The 18,603-nt window shown below is 67.4% G+C and carries 16 protein-coding genes; 4 read left to right on the forward strand and 12 right to left on the reverse strand.

The features are described from left to right. Positions 1 to 99: 99 nt before the first annotated feature. On the reverse strand, positions 100 to 429 hold the full coding sequence (locus EV284_RS11425) for a DUF397 domain-containing protein (RefSeq protein ID WP_130332850.1): 330 nt from the start codon (positions 427 to 429) through the stop codon (positions 100 to 102). A gap of 292 nt (positions 430 to 721) precedes the next feature. On the opposite strand from EV284_RS11425, the gene EV284_RS11430 reads away from it, so the two are divergent. Then, positions 722 to 1,060, forward strand: a complete 339-nt coding sequence (locus EV284_RS11430) for a WXG100 family type VII secretion target (protein ID WP_030816816.1) — start codon at positions 722 to 724, stop codon at positions 1,058 to 1,060. 32 nt (positions 1,061 to 1,092) lie between these two features. Beyond that, positions 1,093 to 1,404 (forward strand): WXG100 family type VII secretion target, encoded by a 312-nt coding sequence (locus tag EV284_RS11435; RefSeq protein ID WP_130332852.1) that lies wholly within the window; start codon positions 1,093 to 1,095, stop codon positions 1,402 to 1,404. A 92-nt stretch (positions 1,405 to 1,496) separates the two neighbouring features. Here EV284_RS11435 and EV284_RS11440 read toward each other — a convergent pair whose 3' ends face one another. The 11 genes from EV284_RS11440 to eccCa form a co-directional block, all read right to left on the reverse strand. Beyond that, positions 1,497 to 2,102 carry a hypothetical protein gene (locus EV284_RS11440; RefSeq protein WP_130332854.1) on the reverse strand — a complete coding sequence of 202 codons (606 nt, stop codon included), beginning with the start codon at positions 2,100 to 2,102 and terminating at the stop codon, positions 1,497 to 1,499. A 62-nt stretch (positions 2,103 to 2,164) separates the two neighbouring features. Further along, positions 2,165 to 2,800, reverse strand: coding sequence for a hypothetical protein (locus EV284_RS11445; protein ID WP_130332856.1), 636 nt, complete (start codon positions 2,798 to 2,800; stop codon positions 2,165 to 2,167). A gap of 26 nt (positions 2,801 to 2,826) precedes the next feature. Continuing rightward, positions 2,827 to 5,079 carry a DUF6571 family protein gene (locus EV284_RS11450; protein ID WP_130332858.1) on the reverse strand — a complete coding sequence of 751 codons (2,253 nt, stop codon included), beginning with the start codon at positions 5,077 to 5,079 and terminating at the stop codon, positions 2,827 to 2,829. Positions 5,080 to 5,091: 12 nt separating this feature from the next. Continuing rightward, positions 5,092 to 5,520 carry a hypothetical protein gene (locus tag EV284_RS11455; RefSeq protein ID WP_130332860.1) on the reverse strand — a complete coding sequence of 143 codons (429 nt, stop codon included), beginning with the start codon at positions 5,518 to 5,520 and terminating at the stop codon, positions 5,092 to 5,094. 9 nt (positions 5,521 to 5,529) lie between these two features. Then, positions 5,530 to 6,159 (reverse strand): hypothetical protein, encoded by a 630-nt coding sequence (locus EV284_RS11460; RefSeq protein WP_130332862.1) that lies wholly within the window; start codon positions 6,157 to 6,159, stop codon positions 5,530 to 5,532. Beyond that, positions 6,156 to 8,426: a hypothetical protein gene (locus tag EV284_RS11465; protein ID WP_130332864.1), complete on the reverse strand. Its 2,271-nt coding sequence runs from the start codon at positions 8,424 to 8,426 to the stop codon at positions 6,156 to 6,158. Before EV284_RS11465 ends, EV284_RS11460 begins: the two co-directional genes overlap by 4 nt. A 20-nt stretch (positions 8,427 to 8,446) precedes the next feature. After that, the gene (locus tag EV284_RS11470; protein WP_130332866.1) at positions 8,447 to 8,863 is read right to left on the reverse strand and encodes a hypothetical protein; all 417 of its coding nucleotides are present in this window, start codon (positions 8,861 to 8,863) and stop codon (positions 8,447 to 8,449) included. 39 nt (positions 8,864 to 8,902) lie between these two features. Continuing rightward, the gene (gene mycP / locus EV284_RS11475; RefSeq protein ID WP_130332868.1) at positions 8,903 to 10,219 is read right to left on the reverse strand and encodes a type VII secretion-associated serine protease mycosin; all 1,317 of its coding nucleotides are present in this window, start codon (positions 10,217 to 10,219) and stop codon (positions 8,903 to 8,905) included. 28 nt (positions 10,220 to 10,247) lie between these two features. Then, on the reverse strand, positions 10,248 to 11,780 hold the full coding sequence (locus EV284_RS11480) for a hypothetical protein (protein WP_242625642.1): 1,533 nt from the start codon (positions 11,778 to 11,780) through the stop codon (positions 10,248 to 10,250). Then, complete coding sequence (locus EV284_RS11485; protein WP_130332870.1) at positions 11,777 to 12,268, reverse strand: hypothetical protein; 492 nt, start codon at positions 12,266 to 12,268, stop codon at positions 11,777 to 11,779. Before EV284_RS11485 ends, EV284_RS11480 begins: the two co-directional genes overlap by 4 nt. An 86-nt stretch (positions 12,269 to 12,354) precedes the next feature. Further along, entirely contained in the window at positions 12,355 to 16,317 is a 3,963-nt protein-coding gene (gene eccCa, locus EV284_RS11490; RefSeq protein ID WP_130332872.1) for a type VII secretion protein EccCa, read from the reverse strand. Positions 16,318 to 16,479: 162 nt separating this feature from the next. Here eccCa and eccD point away from each other — a divergent pair, with 162 nt between their 5' ends. After that, positions 16,480 to 17,949, forward strand: a complete 1,470-nt coding sequence (gene eccD / locus EV284_RS11495; RefSeq protein ID WP_165425504.1) for a type VII secretion integral membrane protein EccD — start codon at positions 16,480 to 16,482, stop codon at positions 17,947 to 17,949. Between the two features lie 177 nt (positions 17,950 to 18,126). Beyond that, positions 18,127 to 18,414: a 30S ribosomal protein S15 gene (gene rpsO / locus EV284_RS11500; RefSeq protein ID WP_030816847.1), complete on the forward strand. Its 288-nt coding sequence runs from the start codon at positions 18,127 to 18,129 to the stop codon at positions 18,412 to 18,414. Positions 18,415 to 18,603: the final 189 nt, after the last annotated feature.

Here is an 18,603-nt window from a genome sequence, read left to right on the forward strand (position 1 = left end):
CGCAGCCGCCTGCTGGGCCGAGGGTAGATCGTGCACGAGCACAACTGAGGTGACGGCTCGGCCGGCGCGGAGGACCCGGTACGTCCCCCGCCCGTGCCCCTACTCGGACGCGGCCTCGCGCGCCCTCTCGGTCTCCTCGACCGCGTTGAGGCCGCCGTTGCGCTCGGTGGGCGTCAGGTCGAACTCCCCGTCGCGGGCGCCGAGTACGAAGGCGTGCCACTCGGCCGCGGTGTAACGCAGCACGGTCTCGGGTTCGAGCGAGGACCGCATGGCCACGGCACCGTCGGGGAGGTGGGCGATCTCCACCCGCTCCTCGTGCTCCTCGGCCCCGGGCGCGCAGTGCCAGGCGACGCCGGAGATGTCGAGGGCGTACAGCTCGTCGCGCTCACGATCCTTGCGCGCCTTCATCTCCTCAGCCGTCTCCGTCATGGCGCGGCGACCCCTCTCCCACGTTTCAACGCATCGTGCCGACAGTAGCCGTCACGGTACCGGTAGCCGGAACTCCCGTATGTTGACTTTGCAGTTGGAAGGGCCACTCGGAATGACTAGAGTGGCTCCGGGTGCCACGACTGTGGTACCGCACGGGGGCGGTGCGACGCTGCGGCACGCGGCGCGTGAACACGCAGCAGGGCTTGCCCGCCAGGAGGGCCGGGACATCGGTTCCGGCGGACCCGTCGCGGTGGTGAAGGTCACCGTCGCAGCAAGAGGAGGGCAAGAACGTATGGCTTCGGGCGTTGACCTCAGCGCACACGCGCTCACCGGACTCGCGAACGACATCCGGGACTTCCACCACACGGTGAGCGAGCGCGTGACGTCCCTCAACCGGGTCGTCGACATGATCCAGGCCGGCTGGAAGGGCGCGGCGGGCAAGGAGTTCGACACCGTCCAGCAGGGTGTGAACAGGAACCTCAAGAAGCTCCAGGACGACCTCGTCGACCTGGAAGAGGCGATGCGGGCGAGCGTGGGCGGCTTCACCGACCAGGAGCAGGAGCGGATCTCCGACATCCGCAAGGTCGACAACTCCTACGAGGTCAAGAGCCGCATCACGGACCTCGCCTGAATTCCGCCGCATCCACGAGGGAGTAACGCATCATGAGCTACTCAGCAGACCGCACCGCAGTCAATTACGACACCGTCACCCAGGCCGCCAGCGACGTCCGCAACACGGCCAAGAGCCTGTCCGAACAGCTCGAGACCCTCATGCGCCGCGTGAAGGCCGTCGCCGAGACCTGGGAGGGCGAGGCGAAGACCGCCTACGCCGAGATCCAGCGCGACAGCAGCGAGCAGATGGACCAGATGACCCACAAGCTCGCCCGCATCGCCAAGCTCCTCGACGACTCGGTCGTCGGCTACCAGGACACGGACCAGGGGAACGCGGCCCGGTTCCGGATGCTGATGGGCTGAGCCCGGGCCCGAGCCGCAGAGCCGGGCCTGAGTCTTGAAAGGGGCGCCACGCATGCGTGGCGCCCCTTTGACGTTCACTCGGACGAGCTATGTCAGTGGGGCCCGTAGAGTCCTGAGATCGCTTGCGGCGGGCTCTGTGACAGGTCGGTTCCCTGGCAGCCGACCTGCCGGGCCATCTTCAGCGCGGCAGTGTTCGCCACCAGCATCTGGGCGTCGACTTCACTCCTGCCCGACAGCTTGACCTTGCTCTCCCGCTCCAGGCGCGCGTTGATGATGATGCTCTTCTTCTCGGGCTTCGTCATCCGGCAGTGGAAGTAGATGGAGACCGCTCGGTGCAAGGACGCCGCTGAGGCGCCGGTCCGGTAATACGTGTAGTCCTTGAAGAACGCAGGTTGCGGCTTCAGGACGACCAGAGCCTCTCTGAAATACAGAGTGACGAGCGGATAACCACCTTCGGGCGCCCTCAGAAGGCACTCGGGTACCTCCCACAAATCTTCGTGCTCGTTGTACTTGCCGTCTGCGGCACGAAGTTTCGCGATCGCTTCCGCGGGTTCGGACAAGTCTTCGTTGAAGCGCTCGGTGCCGGCCAGTTTCGCCAGCGCCGATGCCACGGCAGGCGCACGGGCGAACCGCCCACACACCTCATTGGCCCGGACTCCCGCGTCCTCGTCACCGGCGCCACAGGCCGAGACCGTCATAGCCAGAGCGACAGCCGACCCCGCGAAGCGAAAAGCGCGCGGTATGGAGACTGCCCGGCGCCTCATGCCCACTTGACGGTCCCCAAGCGCTCCGCGTCCTCGCAGCGGGCTCCCGACTGTGCGTGGGCGGCGAGTGCGCGGGCCACCTCGGCGGCATCGGACCGGTTGGTGTCCGCGTCACCTCCTCGGTCGAGCTTCGTGACCTCGACACTGAGGTTGGGCTTGACGGTCAGTTTGGAACCGGCGGGATCGCACGGCAGGTAGATGGCGGCGGAGAAGGGCGAAGCCACGCCTGATCCTGCTCTGCCGAGTGTGAACGACTTGTAGTCCTTCTTGCTTCCGATGTCGCCGTTCTTCTCCAGATCCGTCCGCCAGTCACTGACGGAGCCACTATCAGTCAGCTCCGCGGACAGAAGGAGCCTGCCCCGTCCGTTGACCTGCACGGAGCACGAATAGCTGTAGGAGTTGGTGACCGAGCCCTTTTCGGTCGCGGTTGAGCGGACTTTCTCACCGGACCCGACAAGCCGACTGAAAGCCCCGGAGGCGCTGTCACTCGTATTTACCTCGGGGCAAGCGCTGTCTGCCGAGATCGTCTGCTCGGTTCCATCAGGAGCCAGGAAATAACCTGCGGAGCCACCGACCACCAGAGCCAGCGCCGCCGCGACCGCAAGATGTGTTGCTGTGAATTGCCTAGACATGAAAACGGTCCTGCCTTCTGGTGGTGCTACTGGCCGCTGCTCTGAACTTCGCCCTTGAGGTACTTCTGTACGTTGCTCTGCCCCGCGCGGAAACCATCGTCGACCGCGGAGTCGGAGATCTCCTTGTACAGCCGGAAGCTGGGGTCGTGCCGCAGGGTGGTAGCGGCGAGGGAATCCCTTGTGGTCTGAGCGGTGTCTTCCTTGAGCACTTCCCAGTGCTGGCCGTCTCGATAGATCTGACCGTCCAGCCTGTCCCGGTTGGCGCCCTGCACAATGCCGTTGATGATCTCTCCGCTGGCGGTACCCGCCAGACCACTCGCGACGGCTCCTCCTGGCCCGCTGAAGGCGGACGTGCCCAGACCGATGCCGATGCCGGCCAGACTTCCTGCCCAGGTTCCCGCTTTTCCGAGAGCGGTGTTGTAGGCGCTGTCACCCTCGACCAGCTTGTGCTCGAGGGCGTAGTCCCGGCCGGAGCCGATGACGCCTTCGATTTCCCCGGCGTCTCTGCTGATCGACGTGATGGTCTGCGTGAGCGCCTGGTGGTGGTCCGGCGAAAGCGTATTCACGTAGGCGCCTGGATGGTTCATGTGGTATTCGAGAATGCTCGCCGTGTACTGGTGCTGTCCGAGGTTCACGGCTGCGTATCCGTCCGGATCCTGACCGATGGTGTGCAGGAACCGCGTCACGTCTTGTTCCTGTAGATCGGCGTCCGATCCCTTGTGTGGGAACAAGGTAGCGATGTCGCCCTTGTGCGGGTCGATCGCACGGTGAATGTCCGGCATGTACTCGGCGGAGATCTGCCCGAGACTCTCCGCCATGCCGTCACGCACCAGGTCCGGGTGCTTGGACATGTTGGTGACCAGGCGGTTCATGATGTCGGCCTGCTCGGCGGAGTGGACAGATGTCGCGGCGGACGGGCCGGCTTCGTAGTTGTGCCCGGTCGTGGCGGCCTCCAACGCGTGCCCCAGGGAGACGAAGCCCGGCAACTGCTGCTTCTGGTCCGGGCTCGGCACGAAGCTCGCGCTGTCCTGGGGCCAGATCCTGGGGTCGGGCCCCTTCTTGGTCTCGACGCCGGTCAGGTAGTTGAAGTGTTCCTTGTCGTGGAAGAACTCGGTCGAGGCGTGCGGGTTGTGCCCCAGGGCCTCAAGGAACCCCGTCATGGGATCCTTGCCGTCATCGTTCTTCGCCGCTCCAAAGTTGAGGGCGTCGTAGTACTGCCCGCCGTGCGACCACAACTGCGGGGCGTCGGTGTCCTTCTCGTAGTCGATCAGCTTGTTGCCGTAGTCGTTCAGGAACTTCTGGTCGAACTCCCCATGACGCATGAGGCTGCTCGTGATCTGGAAGCCGTACGGCCCCGTGGTGTCCCTGGTCCGGTCACTGATGAACTGCTGATCGCCGAGTGCGATCACGTCTTTCTTCCACCGCTGCATCTCCGCACTGTTGGAGTGCGTGGCCTCCGCGAGAGTGAGGCCCAGGTTCTTCTGGAGGTCCTTGAGCGTCGCCAGTTCCTTCTTGGGCATGTTGCCCTGGTGGGAGTCGACGATCGCGGACCAGTAGGTCATGGTGCCCTTGCCACCCATGCCGGTCGCCACCTTCTCGGCGAAGAGCTTGTCGCCGGTGTGCTCCTTGAGCAGGTGGTTGGCATGGGCGAGTTCGCTGGGTGAGGCGTGAGCGCCCTTCCTGGAGAGGGCGACGAACTCCTGGGCGTCCTGGACCGCCTTCGCGTCCCTGAGGGACTTGTAGTCGGTGCCGGAGAAGTTGTGCTCGTCCTTGCCGACCAGCGTGACCAGCGCCCGGGAAGCGACTTCGTCCGCCTCGGTGGCCTTGTCGATGGCGGCCTTGATGTCGGCTCGAACGTGGTCGAAGTCCGCCTGCTTCGGATCGGGCCCTTCATAGTCCTTCCCGCGGCGGTCGGGGTGGACGAGGTAGCTCACCGATCCGTCGGTGCCGATACGGATTCCCTTGGCGGGAGCGTCCGCGACGATGGCCCCAAGCTTTTTCTTCGACGCCTTGAAGTCGGCCAGCGCGTCCCGGAGGATGTTCCGGATGCTCTCCGCTTCCTTGGCCGCGTCGCCGAATTCCTTGGCGGTCTTCTTGATGAAGGGGCGGGTGATGCCGGCGTTCTGGCCCTTCCAGTCCGCCTTCTCCGCCTTGTGCTGCATGCCTTTCTCGGCCTTCTCCTGCAGCGTCTTCAGTTTCTTGACGGTCTCCGTCCAGTCGTTCACGGCGTCCTGCATGCCGCCCAAGCGGGCATGGAGGAGATCGTCGAACGCGACCATGCTCAGTTTTCCTTACTTGAAATGCTTGTCGATTTCCTCGACGGAAAGATTGGTCTTGAGGGTTTCCTCATAGTTCTTGTGCGTCCACACCGTGTCCTCCAAGTGGTTGTGGATATGCGCACACGCACTGAGCAGCGCCTCCGCCTGCGAACGCCACGTGTCCCACGCGGAGTACAAGGCGGAGCCGGTCTTGAACCCGTCGTCGGTCAACTGGGTCGAGGCGGTGCCGGTGGCGGCGCCGGCGTGGAAGGCGTCGGTCTCGAGGTGGTGGAACAACTCCTGCGCGTCATTCCCCACGGCCTTCAGATCCGGCGAAGTGACGGTGTAATCGGAGGCACCCCCGCCTGCGTCTCCTGCCGCCACATGATTGAGCTGCATACTGCTCTGCTGCCGGGCCGTAGCGGTGTTACGCGCCTGACCCCACATCGCGTCGAATGACATGGCGTGTTTCTAGTCTTTCTGGAGCGGCAGGTACTTCATCGTTGCCGGGTCTGGGAACTTGATGTCGTTCTCGCATTTGAGGAGCTCGGACATCTTTTCAGAAGAACGGAAGAGGGTGCGGAACCGGGTTTCGGGACTGAGATCCAGGGTGCTGAAAAAACTCCCGGTAACCGAAAACGAGGAATCCCTATTCTTGGTCTGGCATGGGTAGTAGACGTCGGCGCTGCCTGCCTCCATCGTGGCCTGCATGCCGTTTCCCAGCTTGTAGGCCCTATAGGAACTGTAGCTCTGCTCCTGGTCTTCCGGGAAGAGGCTTTTCAGTCCGGGCGTGAATTTGATGTACAGAGCGTCGGACCTCAACTCGGGCGAGTTGCTCCTGGAAATGCGGCAGGCGTACGCAGCGTGATCCTCGTCGAGCAGGGCTTTTGCCGCAGACGCGTGCGACGTCGATTTAGCTGAGACATGCAGGTCGTCGAAGTCACTGCTCGTCCGGGCCTCATTGATCGCGCTTGAGTCGATGATCCCATCACATGCCGTCTTCAAAGCCTCGGCGCCATGGGGTGAACTGTCCGCCCCGCAGCCCGCACTCGTCAGCAGCGTAAGCGTTATGCCGAGGGTGGCTACGCGGAGCCGCTTCACAGGCCTCCTCCGTCCCTGCGGTCCGCGGTGTTCGCCCCGCGGTCGTAAGCATTCAGCACGTCTTCCGTGAAGTCCCTGCCGTGCTTCTCCTGCATGTAAAGAAGGGCCGGTTTCGTTGCGCGCAGCACACCGAGATCGGTGAAGCGGGTGGCCGTCATCCTGTTCTTGTCAGATAGATCGGCCTCCCTTTCCTTCACCTCCCTGCCCACGTCGATACCCCATTGTGTTTCCACTGCGGCACCAGCGCCCTCGACCAGAGTAGGAACCGCAAAGGCTGCCGCAGCCGACATGGCAGGACCGCCCACCGGAAGCAGAACCAACCCGGTTGCCAACCCGATTCCCTGGCTGATACCGAACTTTTTCCATTCGGCCGACTCGGCGAGCTTGTCATTGATTTTATCGGTGGCGTCCTTGTATTCCTTGTTCACATTGGAGATGCGACCTTCATCCAAGACGCCGTGAACGTAGCCGCCGTTCCTGAGGATTTTGTGCGCATCGTCCGGTGAGTCCCCATGAGCCTCGAGCGCGCCCAGGGTGAATGCTTGCTGCCCGGACGAGAGGATCTTGTATCCGTCTTCTCCTTGAGCCACGTTGTAGAGGAAATTGCTTGCCGTCGACTGCTCCAGTCGGAGGTGGCCATTACCGCTGTGGTTGTAGAGATCATCGCGGCCTTCGACAAAACCACGACCGCCCTCGTCGATTGTGGACCAGTTGAGGTCATCCAAGTATCCAGCGCCCATCCGGCCCAAGCTGGCATCAATTCCTGGTTTGTGTTCGACGAACTCGCCGTCCTTGGCAACCGTCACGGCCACTTGCTCCATTATGTTTGCCGTGCGGCCATCACGGTGCAACGTCATGTCCGGCTCGTCGTACGGCTTACCCAGGGTTGCCGCTTCGAGGGCGTGACCCAGTTCGTCATAACCGTAACCCTTGTGATCCTTGGCGAATGGGTTGCCGTTCACCCACTCGCGATCTTCCAGGAGGTATTTCAAATCAGGGTCGGCCTTGTACGTGTGGTCCCAGTCCTTCGAGTAGAAGAGATCCTTCGCGGCGTCCGGGTTGTGCCCCAGCGCCTCCATGTATCCCGCCATCGGGTCGACGCCCTGGTCGTTCTTCGAATCGAAGTTCAGATATGGCGAAGGATCGCCCTCGGCCCGCCACAGTTCGTTCGGTTTGTCATCCTTGTGGGACTTCTCGTAGGCGATGAGCTTGTGGCCGTAGTCGTTGAGGAATTCGCGGTCGTAGGAGCCGTACCGCATCAGGCTGCTCATGACCTGGAACCCGAAGGGACCCTTCTGGGTCGTGCCGCGGGCCATGTCGAGGTAGTCGATCTGGTGGGAGCCCTGGGTGAGGACGTCCCGTTTCCAGTGGTCCATGGCGGGGCTGTCGACGTGGGACGCGGTGGCGAGGGTGAAGCTCAGGGACTTCTGGATGTCGGCGGAAGCCTTGGTCTGCGCGTCGCCCGTTTGAACCCGGTCGGCGATCCGCGTCCAGAGTTCGAGCGTCCCCTTGCCACCGAGATGGGTGGCGAACTTCTCCGCGAAGTAGGGATCGCCCTCGTGCTGACTGAGCAGGGTGTTGATCCGGCGCAGCTCGGCCGGGTCGAGGGAGTCCAGCGCGGACGCCATCCCCAGCTTGCTCCGCTTGCCGGTCAGCTTCTCCAGTTCCCGCAGGTCCCGGTCCGCCTGCTCGCGCCCCTTCTTGGCAGCGGCGATGCTGTCGTACGTGTTCGGGTTGAAGCCCTTGCCGCGGCCGTTGTGATCCTGGGTGAGCGCCCAGTGCAACGTCTCGTCGGCCTCCGCCGCCGTGTCGAGCGCGGAGCGGATGCCGCTGCGGTACGCCTGGAGAGACTCCTGGTAGCCCTTGTTCAGCGCGGCCACGTTCTCGGTCGGAGTGTCCGCCGGCGGATCGAAGTACACCTCGCCGGACGGCTTGATCGAGAGGTACCTGTCGCTCTCGATGTCATGCGTGAGGTTCTTCAGCTTCTTCTGCGCGCCGGCGAGGACCTCGTGGGCGTCGTCCAGGAGCTTGTAGACGTCCTGGGCCTCGTCCGCCGCGGCGGTGATCTGCTTGCCGACGTACCGCACCTTGCCGAGTGCGGCGGTGGCGCCCTCGCCCTTCCAGTCCGAGCCCTCCAGGTCCTTCTCCACCGTGTTGGAGTACTGCGTGTGGACCTTCTTGAAGCCCTCTGGCAGCTTGCGCCACTTGTTCACCGCCTCGGACAACTCGGTGAAGTCGGCGTGGAGAAGGGTGCGGTAGTCCAGCATGTGATCCCCGTTCGTGCCCGTTACTTCAGGCGTTCCCTGCTGTGGCGGGCCTTTTCCTGCTGCTCGCGGGCGGCGTACTCGTTTGCGCTGGTGCGGAGGGCGCCGGCGACGTCGTTCTTCAGCAGGCTCTCCACGTAGTCGACCTGGCCGCGCCACCTCGTCATGAACGTCGTGAACGCAGGGCCCGACTTGAAGCCCTTGAGACTGCCGGCCACCTGACCGGTCTCCTTGCTCGCGGCGTCGTCCGTCTTCACGAACTCGGTGCGGGCGGTGTCGGCGCTCTTCGCCCGGTGACGGAGGAAGCCGGCGTCGGCGACCAGCTTCTTCCCCTCGGCGGCCCCACCCGGGTCCGCCGGGACGTGATTCAGCTGCATGCCGCTGTGCTGCCTGGCGGCCGCCGTGGTCCGCGCCTGGCCCCACATCTCATCGAACGACATGTACGTCTTCTCTCTCCGGGGCCGTAGGCACTGGCTCGCTCACGGGTTCTGCTCCGTGCGGTGCGGGTTGTCCGTGGGGGTGGGGACGTACGGGGGGTAGGCAGGCGGGGGCGGCGTCACGGGCGTCCGGCGCCGGGAGCGCAGCACGCCGATGGTGACCACCGCCCCGATCAGAAGAGCGCCCGCTACGGCTACGCCGGTCCAGAGAAGGGCGTTTCCACCCTCACTCGGCTTCGGCACCGCCTTCTCCTGCTTGGCGGGCGCCGTGGGCTTGGATGGCTTGGGGGAGGGGGACTTGGCGGCGGCTGCGGCCAGGTCCGGGAGGGGGTAGACGTCGGCGGGGCCGGGGTCCACGGTCTCGGTGAAGGCGCGCCGGGGGCGTACGGCGCCGTAGCCGAGAAGATCGGTCCTGTTAGCGCCGTTCGCGGGCTTGGCCAGCGTCTTCAGCATGACGCGCAGGACCTGGTTGTTGGTCCAGTCGGGGTGCGCCGACCAGATGAGAGCGGCAGAGGCCGAGGCTATCGCGGTGGCGTCGCTGGTGCCTTGTGACTCGCAGAGCTGAGTCCTCGAGGTACAGGCGTGAAACATGTCCACGCCAGGAGCGACGATGTCGACCTCAGGTCCCCTCTGGGAAAACGCAGCCACCTTGACATCCCGATCGACCGCCCCAACTCCGACCACGCCAGGCGTTGAGGCCGGGTAAGAAGGCAGGTTCTCCTTGTCGCCCCTGTTGCCGACCCCTGCGAAGAGGAGCTTCCCCTTGGACAGGGCGTATCTGACGGCAGCCTCGAGTTCCGGAGTGCCGACGTCGTGGCTACCACGTGAGTCACTTAGCGCCAGTGACATGTTGATGATCTGCGCCTTGGAGTCGGCGGCGTAGCGGATCGCCTGTGTCAACTTCTCCGAGTACACAGTATTGGCGTCCCCCCGACCGCTGACCTCCTCGCTGTCCAGCATTCGGATGGGCAGGATCTTCGCTCCCGGCGCGAGCCCGTACGAAGCGTTTGCTCCACCGCGCGCTCCCGTCGCGGCGATGATCGCGGCCATCGACGTGCCGTGGCCTACGACATCGGTGTGCTCGTCGCCGCGCAACGAGGAGAAGTCCGTGCCGTCAAGGACCTGACCCTTGAGATCCGCTAGCGAGCCATCGACCCCGGAGTCAATGAGGGCAACTGTCATTCCGCGCCCCGTACTGGACTTCCAGATCTCGGGTGCGCGCATGGCGTCGAGGTACCACTGCTCCGCTCGGATGGACTCCGCCTGCGCGGGACCGGCCGAGAGACCGACGAGCAGCAGGCCGAGAGCGGCCGCCGCTGTGGAGGAGACTCGACGGCGCTGCATGCCTCTGGTACGCATGTACCTTCCTGGGTTGATTGGTGCGGACTCAGTCGACCACCGGGGGCAGAGTCCGGCGCCCGTCTCTGGTCCAGGTCTCCTCGTCTTCCACGAGGTAGTCCGGTCGCTTGTCGTGCTCTGAAGACTTGCGCGAGTCGGCGGGCCTGCCTGGGGTACCGGTGCGACCGACCTGGGAGGTCTGTGCTTGGTCGGCGCCCCTGGCTGACGGGCGAACGAGCCCGGAGCCTCCCGAGGTGAAGGGACGACCGCCGGGCCGACCCGGCTGGCCGGAACGCCCACCGAGAACCCCTCCCGTCTCGGACCCGAGTCGGCGACCGGCGCCGCCCATGGCTCCTGCGGAGCGAGCTCCTTGCGCGGAGCCGGGTGTGATGGCGCGACCGAGAGGGGTGCGGCCCTGCCCGTTCTCGCTTCCGATGACGGTTCCCCGGGGAATCCCGTTCGCTGGCCGACCAGTTGCGCTGACCGGTCTGCCGCCGACGATCCCCGTGTCCCGAGGCATGCGTGTCATACCTTCGATCGGCTTCGCCAGACCGGGCACCTGCGGGAGCCGGCCGGCGCCGGGCGTGCGGAACGGCAGCTCGGCACCGGGGGCGCGGCCACCTCCGGCGAAGGTCGGCGGCAAACCGACCGGCAGCCCCGGCGGAGCCATGTCACGCTGCGGCAGAGTCGGACCCACCGACGGCGCCGTGACTGGTGGCGCCGAGGTGCGTGGAAGCGTATCGGCGCTGTCGATGTTCAGGGACACGGGCTCAGGACGACTCGCCGTGTGACCACTTGAACGCGTCGGGGCATCGAGGCCAGGGCCTGCCGTGGCGTGGTGTACGGCAGCAGGCTGCGAGCTTCCCCTGGAGCCGGCCGTAGAGCTGACCGCACCGGAATAGTCGTGTCCGGCGTACTCGGTCGACCTGCCAGGGACCATCTTCTCGTCACTGACCCACCACTCAGCATCTCCCGTCCGCCCCGACGCCGGCGCGAACGTAGGAGGCGTGATGCTGTTTATCTGCATGGCTGAATGCTCATATGACTCCGCCAGCTTCCGCATCTGCTGGATGGCGTCCTGGCGGGTCGCGTCAATATGTGTCTGGGCGGCGGTCGCGTCGGAGTGGGCCGTCTCGGCTGCCTTACGGGCGTCAGGGTCGTTCCGCGCCCCCGGCTGCCTCGCCGCGTCGATCGTCTTGTGGGCGTCGGCCAGCACGGCCTTCGCCTTCGTCGTCTCCGAGGTGTCCGGCATGGATGCCTTCGCTGCGGCGATGGCCTGCGAGACCTCGCTCATCCACTGCGACGCCGCCCCCGCGTAATCGCCGAGCCGGAGGGTGGCACTTGCGGTGTGCCCGCCCCAGTCGCGGAAGGAGTCACCGGCCTTGCCCTGCCACTCAAGGCCCTTGACGTGCTTCATGAGGTCGTCGCCGATCTTGGTGATCGTCGACGAGGCATTATGCAGCTTGGTGGCGAGATGGGCCGCAGACTCCTGGTCGGCGGAGTCGAGCATGGCCGCGAGCTGCTCATGCGTCATGGACTCGAAGTCCGTACGGCTGGGCTTCGGCTGCTTCTGCTCGCTCACGACAATCCCTCCTTGACGTGTCCTGCACCCGCCGAGTCCTTCGCGCCCCGCGCATAAGGATCCCGAGCCGCGTCGTAATACTTCTCCGCCTCCGCGTTCACCGCCCGCATCCGCGCCTTGATGTCCTCGTCGAGGTTCTCGTAGCCCACGCGGGAGGCGTGGACCGCGAGGCTCATGCTCTCGATCTGGGCGCTGAGGGCCTTGGAGAGGTTCTCCAACTCGTCGTGGACGATGGTGTACGAGTCGTGGAGGAACTGCGCCTCCTTGAAGGTGGCCGCCCCGAGCTGGGCCCGCGGCAGCCGGTCCTCGCCGACCTTGCCCGGTGCCGCCTCCGACTTGTCCAGCTCGACCAGCAGCGCGTCGACCCGCTTCTTGAAGCTCTTCATGGCGTTGTGCTGGATGTCCAGCGCCATCGCCGGATTGACCCCCGCCAGGGTGTCGAAGCCGGTCCCCGTGTCAGGAACCTTGCCGCCCCCGTCCGAACTCACCTCAGCCGCCTCCCCGTTCTCCCCGTGTCATCCCCGCCCCTTCGCTCGTTCGAACGCAGGAACGGGGGTGGTTTCCATCGATCACTCTAATGGCGTTGCGGAAGCAACCCCAGTTGAATAAGGGACGTTCCGCGCTTGCGGGAAACGAACACGCCACGCCCCGGCGGCATGGGACGCGCCCGTACCGTGCCGAGGATGTCGCCCTCGCTGGGGTCGCCCGAAAGAACGACGCCCTGTGCGCCCAGCTCCTTCACCCGCTGCATGAACGACTCGTACATCGCACGTGAGGCACCCGCCTGACTGCGGGCGATGACGAACTTCACGCCGACGTCCCGCGCGAACGGCAGGTGCTCGACCAACTGACTCAGCGGATTACCGGAGTTGGTCGTCACCAGCTCGTAGTCGTCGATGATGACGAAGAGCTGCGGGCCGCTCCACCAGCTGCGGTCGCGCAACTGCTGCGGGGTGATGTCCGGCTTCGGCGCGCGCATCTCCATGAACTGCCGGATCGCGTCCATGTGGACCTGCATCGCCGAGGCCATCGGCGCGTACTCCAGCAGGTGCTCCTCCCCGACCGCCTCCAGCATGGTGCGCCGGTAGTCGCCGACGACGATGCGGGCCTCGGCCGGGGTGTACCGCTCGGCGATCTGCTTGGCGATCAGCCGCAGCAGATTGGTCTTGCCGGACTCGCTCTCCCCGAAGACCAGGAAGAACGGGTCGGTGTCCAGGTCGACGAAGACCGGCTCCAGGCTGGCCTCGTCGATGCCGATCGCGATGCCCGCCTGCGGGAACTCGAAGCCCTTGGGAAGCTGGTCGGCCGGCAGCTTGCGCGGCAGCAGACGCACGGTCGGAGCGGCGGGTTCCTCCCAGCCGGCCTTGACCCGCTGGACCAGCGCGGCCGTCGCCTCGGACAGGTCGGCCGCCGACGAGGAGCCGTCGACGCGGGGGAGCGCCGTCATGAAGTGCAGCTTCTCCGCGACCTGGCCGCGGCCGGGCACGCCCGCCGGGACGTTGACCGCGACCTTGCGGTCGAACTCGGAGTCCATCGGGTCGCCCAGCCGCAGTTCGAGCCGGCTGAGGATCTGGTCCTTGAGGGCCGCGCGGACCTCCATGTACCGAGACGCGGAGACGACGACATGGATGCCGTAACCGAGACCCCGGCCCGCGATGTCGTTGACGACGCCTTCCAGGCCCTCGTACTCCGTCTTGAAATTGCCCCAGCCGTCGATGACCAGGAACACGTCCCCCCACGCCTCGCCCGGCAGCTCGCCCGCCGCGCGGCGCCTGCGGTACGTGGCGACGGAGTCGATGCCGTTGGTGCGGAAGAACTGCTCGCGGCGGTTGAGGATGCCCGCGACCTCGGCGACCGTACGGCGCACCCGCTCCGGGTCCAGCCGGGACGCGACCCCGCCCACGTGCGGGAGGTCCGCCAGGGAGGACAGACCGCCGCCACCGAAGTCCAGGCAGTAGAACTGCGTCTCCAGCGGGGTGTGGGTCAGCGCGAACGAGGCGACCAGCGAGCGCAGCAGCGTCGACTTCCCGGACTGCGGGCCGCCGACGACCATCATGTGGCCGGCCGCGCCGGAGAAGTCCCGGTAGAGCACCTCGCGCTTCTGCTCGAAGGGCTTGTCGATCAGACCCAGCGGCACGGTCAGCGCGCCCGCGCGCGGGTACTCCGGCGCGTGCAGACCCCGCTCGGGCGAGACCGACAGCGCGGGCAGCAGGTGGTCCAGCGCGGGTGCCTCGTCCAGCGGGGGCAGCCACACCTGGTGCGCGGGCACGCCCTGGCCGTCGAGACGCTGCACGATCACGTCCAGCACCGTGTCCGCCAGCGCGTCGTCCTCCGCGCGCGCGGCCCGCGCCCGCTCCTCGGCGGGATCGGGCGCCACGTACGCCATCGGCACCGGCAGCGCCGTGAACCGCGCCGGACGGCGCTCCACGGGCGCGCTGCCCCCGGTGACCTCGGCGCCGCCCGCGCGGTAGGTGCCCGAGACGTACGCCGCCTTGAAGCGCGTCATCTCGTCCGTGCCGAACTTCAGATACCCGGAACCGGGCACCGACGGCAGGTGGTAGGCGTCCGGCACGCCGAGCGCCGCCCGCGACTCGGCCGCGGAGAACGTCCGCAGACCGACCCGGTAGGACAGATACGTGTCCAGACCGCGCAGCCGCCCCTCCTCGAGCCGCTGCGAGGCCAGCAGCAGATGCACGCCCAGGGAGCGGCCGATACGGCCGATCTGGATGAACATGTCGATGAAGTCGGGCTTGGCGGTGAGCAGTTCGCTGAACTCGTCGATCACCAGGACGAGCGAGGCCAGCGGCTCCAGCGGGGCACCGGCCGCGCGCGCCTTCTCGTAGTCGTGGATGTTGGCGTAGTTGCCCGCCGCCCGCAGCAGCTCCTGGCGGCGCTGGAGTTCGCCCCGGATCGCGTCGCCCATGCGGTCGACCAGGGTGAGGTCGTCGGAGAGGTTGGTGATGACGGCCGCGACGTGCGGCATCTGGGACATGCCCGCGAAGGTCGCGCCGCCCTTGAAGTCCGCGAGGACGAAGTTCAGGGTCTCCGAGGAGTGCGTGACCGCGAGGCCCAGCACCAGGGTGCGCAGCAGCTCCGACTTGCCGGAGCCGGTCGCGCCCACGCACAGGCCGTGCGGGCCCATGCCGTCCTGGGCGGCCTCCTTCAGGTCCAGCATCACCGGCTGGCCGTCCTCGCCGACGCCGATCGGCACCCGCAGCCGCTCCGACATGGAGCGCGGCCGCCAGGTGCGCCGTACGTCCACCGAGGCGGCGTCCCCGAGGCCGAGGAGATCGGTGAAGTCCAGGTTGGACAGCAGCGGTTCGTCGTCGTCCCCGCCGCCCATCCGCAAGGGGGCGAGCTGCCGGGCCAGCGCCTCGGCGCCGGGCAGCGACAGCCCGTCGGGCGTGCCCTCGAAGGCCACGTCGCCACCGGAGTCCAGCCGCAGCCGCTCCGGGCGCACCACGACGGAGAGGTCGCCGCGCGGGGTGTCCAGCTCGCCGGAGACGACCTCGACGATCGTCACGCCCTGGAGACCCTCGGCGGCCGCGAACACCGACGACGGCGGCACGATCCCGCCGTCGAGCACCACCAGGATGTGCGGCTGGTCCAGCAAGGGCTGCCCGCCCCGGCTGAACCGGGGCCGCTCCTCCAGCCGCCCGGCCAGCAGCTGCTCCAGCTCACCGAGGTCGTCGCTGAACAGCCTGCGCGTGCCCGCGCCGTCGAACTGGCCCGGCAACTGGCAGTGCGGCAGCCACTTCGTCCAGTCCCAGCGCTCCGCCGCGCCCCGCGAGGCCACCACGGCCACGGTCAGGTCGTCGGGGGAGTGCAGGGTCGTCGCCTGCGCCACCAGGGCGCGCGCCGCGGACTGGGCGCGCTCCGGGTCGCCGGAGACCGTCACGTGGTAGAAGGCGCGCAGCGACAGCGCCACCGGGAGGCCGTCCAACTGGCCGTGCACCGACAGGAAACGCTGCATGGCGCCCGCGCACAGCGGCTCCAGCTCGTCCACCGGCGCGGTCTGGGGCGCCATCAGGGGAGTGGCCAGCTGCTGCGGGCCCAGGCCGATCCGGACCTGTCCGAAGTCCTCGTCTGCCACGCGCCGTTCCCACACGCGGCTGCCCTCGGCGACCAGCGACCACAACTGTTCGGGGGCGGGGTGCAGATAGAGCTGGGCGTCCCGCTGACGCAGGGCGGTCCTGCGTACCGTGCGCCGCGTCTGGGCCAGGTAGCGGAGGTAGTCGCGGCGAACGTCGGCCATTTGCCCTTGCGTACCGCGACGGTGCCGGACGATCTGCGAGACCACCATCGCGGCCGTGGACACGAGCATGACGACACCCATGATCCGCATGAACGGATGGGCGTTCGGGGATGCGAAGTAGAACACCACGGAGGAGCCCATGCCGAGGGTCGGCAGGACCTGCATCAGCATGCCCTCCTGCTGCCCGCGCGGCAGCTCGGGAGGAGCCTCCAATTGCACCTCTTCCGAGGACACTTCGGGCGGCAGCGCACGAGGCGGGCGCTTGATGACGAGCTGGCTCACCGGAGCGTCAATCCTCCTGCGCGGACGATCGGTTGATCACCGGCACCCCCGTGGCGACGGTCGTCCTCCGCTTGCCGGCGATCCTACTGGTCACCACTGACACCGGGCCCCGGTAGGGTGACGCCCGCAGCGTGCGCATCCGCGAACAGGGGGTCTGTGAAGGTGACTACGACAGCGGCGACGGGATTCAGCAGGGTCACGGTCGTGGCACCCGACAGCCGTATCGACGTGGCGCTCCCGGTGGACATCGCCGTGGCCGACATCTACCCCGAGATACTGCGGCTGACCGGCCAGACCCAGGAGGTCGGCACCCCGGCCGGCTACCACCTGGTCCGCCGCGACGGCCGCGTCCTCGACAGCGCCCGCACCCTCGCCGACGAAGGCGTCCTGGACGGGGAGGTGCTGAGCCTGCGCCCCTTCGCCGAGTCCCTGCCGCCCGCCGTGTACGACGACGTCTCCGACGCCGTCGCCTCCGCCGTCGTCCGCGACCGGCACCTGTGGAGCGAGGACCTGCTGCGCGTCGCCGGACTCGCGGGCGGCGCCCTGCTCATCCTGCTGACCGGCTTCGTCCTCTGGTACGCCGACCCGGTCCGCCACGACATGCACGGCCTGCCCGGTGTCATCGCCGGCGGCCTCGGTGTGCTCCTCACCGCCTTCGCCGGGGTCCGCGCGCGGGTGTACGGCGACCGGGGCGCGGCCGTCGCCGTGGGCCTCGGCGCGCTGCCGCTGCTGATGATCGCCGGTTCCGGGGTCATCGGCGCACCGGCGGCCCAGGGTCCGGGCAAGCTCCAGTTCATGCTCGGCTGCGTGGCCGTGCTCATCGCCTCGGTCGTCCTGGTGGCGCTGACGCCCGGCGGGGACGCGCCCTTCGTCGCCGCGTCCTTCCTGGCGACCGCCGGCACCGTCGCCACCTTCGTGGCCCTGCTCGCCGACGCCTCCGCCACCGCGACCGCCGCCGTGTGCGCCCCGGCCGCCGTCGGCCTGGTCGCGTTCCTGCCCGGCCTCTCCGCCCGCTTCGCCCGGCTGCCCATCGGCTACGCCTCGCCGCACTCCGCCACCGACGACGCCTTCGACCCGGACAGCGCGCAGGGCGCGGACGCCGAACCGCTCGACGCCGACCTCGTCGCCGCCCAGGCCCGGCGCGGGCACGAGATGCTGCTCGGCCTGGTCGGCGGCACGGCGGCCCTGGTCGTCGCCTCCGCCGCCGTCCTCGGCTTCTGCGACAACGTCTGGGGTCAGCTCCTCGCGCTCACCACCGGCCTCGCCATGCTGATCCGCGCGCGGCTGTTCCGGTACACCGCCCAGGTGGCCTGCGTCCTGGTCGCCGGCCTCGCCGCCGTCGCGCTGCTGCTGCTCGGCCTCGCCCTGAACCCGCCCCACGCGGCTCTCACCGATTTCGTGCTCCACCAGGACCGCGGCGCCCTCGACCTGCGCACCGCCTGGCTCACGGCGGCCGTCGCCGCGGGCGCCGTACTGATCACCGCGATCGGCCTGATCGTCCCCGCCAAGGGCCTCTCCCCCTTCTGGGGCCGCTTCCTCGACCTCGCCGAGGGCGCCGTCCTGCTCGCCCTGGCCCCCCTGTGCCTCGCCACTCTCGGCGTCCTCGCGGACGTACGCTCGATGGTCGGCTAGGCACCGTGAAGAGGCCCCGGACAGCCCTGGTACCCTGAGTGACGGCCGTTCGTGTACGCACCCCCGGAGCATCCGCTCTGGAGGCCGCGCTCAGCGAGTCCCCGCCTCCCGAGTAACGGAAGCTCCCCCGAGATTCAGACCGGGGGCACTCGGCGGCAACCACCATGAGGAGTACGAGTGTCTCTCGACGCCGCTACGAAGAAGCAGATCATCGCCGAGTTCGGCCAGAAGGAGGGCGACACCGGCTCCCCCGAGGTCCAGGTCGCCATGCTGTCGCGCCGGATCTCCGACCTGACCGAGCACCTCAAGGCCCACAAGCACGACCACCACTCCCGCCGTGGTCTGCTGATCCTGGTCGGTCAGCGCCGTCGCCTGCTGCAGTACCTGGCCAAGAAGGACATCCAGCGCTTCCGCGCCCTGGTCGACCGCCTCGGCATCCGCCGCGGTGCGGCCGGCGCCAAGTAAGTCGCCATGAGGGAGCGGTTCCCGAGCTGTCGGGAGCCGCTCCTTTTTTGGCTGTACGGGCCCACCGCCCGTACCCGCTGTAGGTGCGGAAACGTGCGGACTGTCACTCCCCCTTTGTAGGGTGTTGGCACAACGCATCACGTACGACACAGAACGAGGAGACGCGCACCGCGCCGCCGCCGGTCCTCG

It is taken from the genome of Streptomyces sp. BK022 (assembly GCF_004217355.1).
Taxonomy (GTDB): domain Bacteria; phylum Actinomycetota; class Actinomycetes; order Streptomycetales; family Streptomycetaceae; genus Streptomyces; species Streptomyces griseoluteus.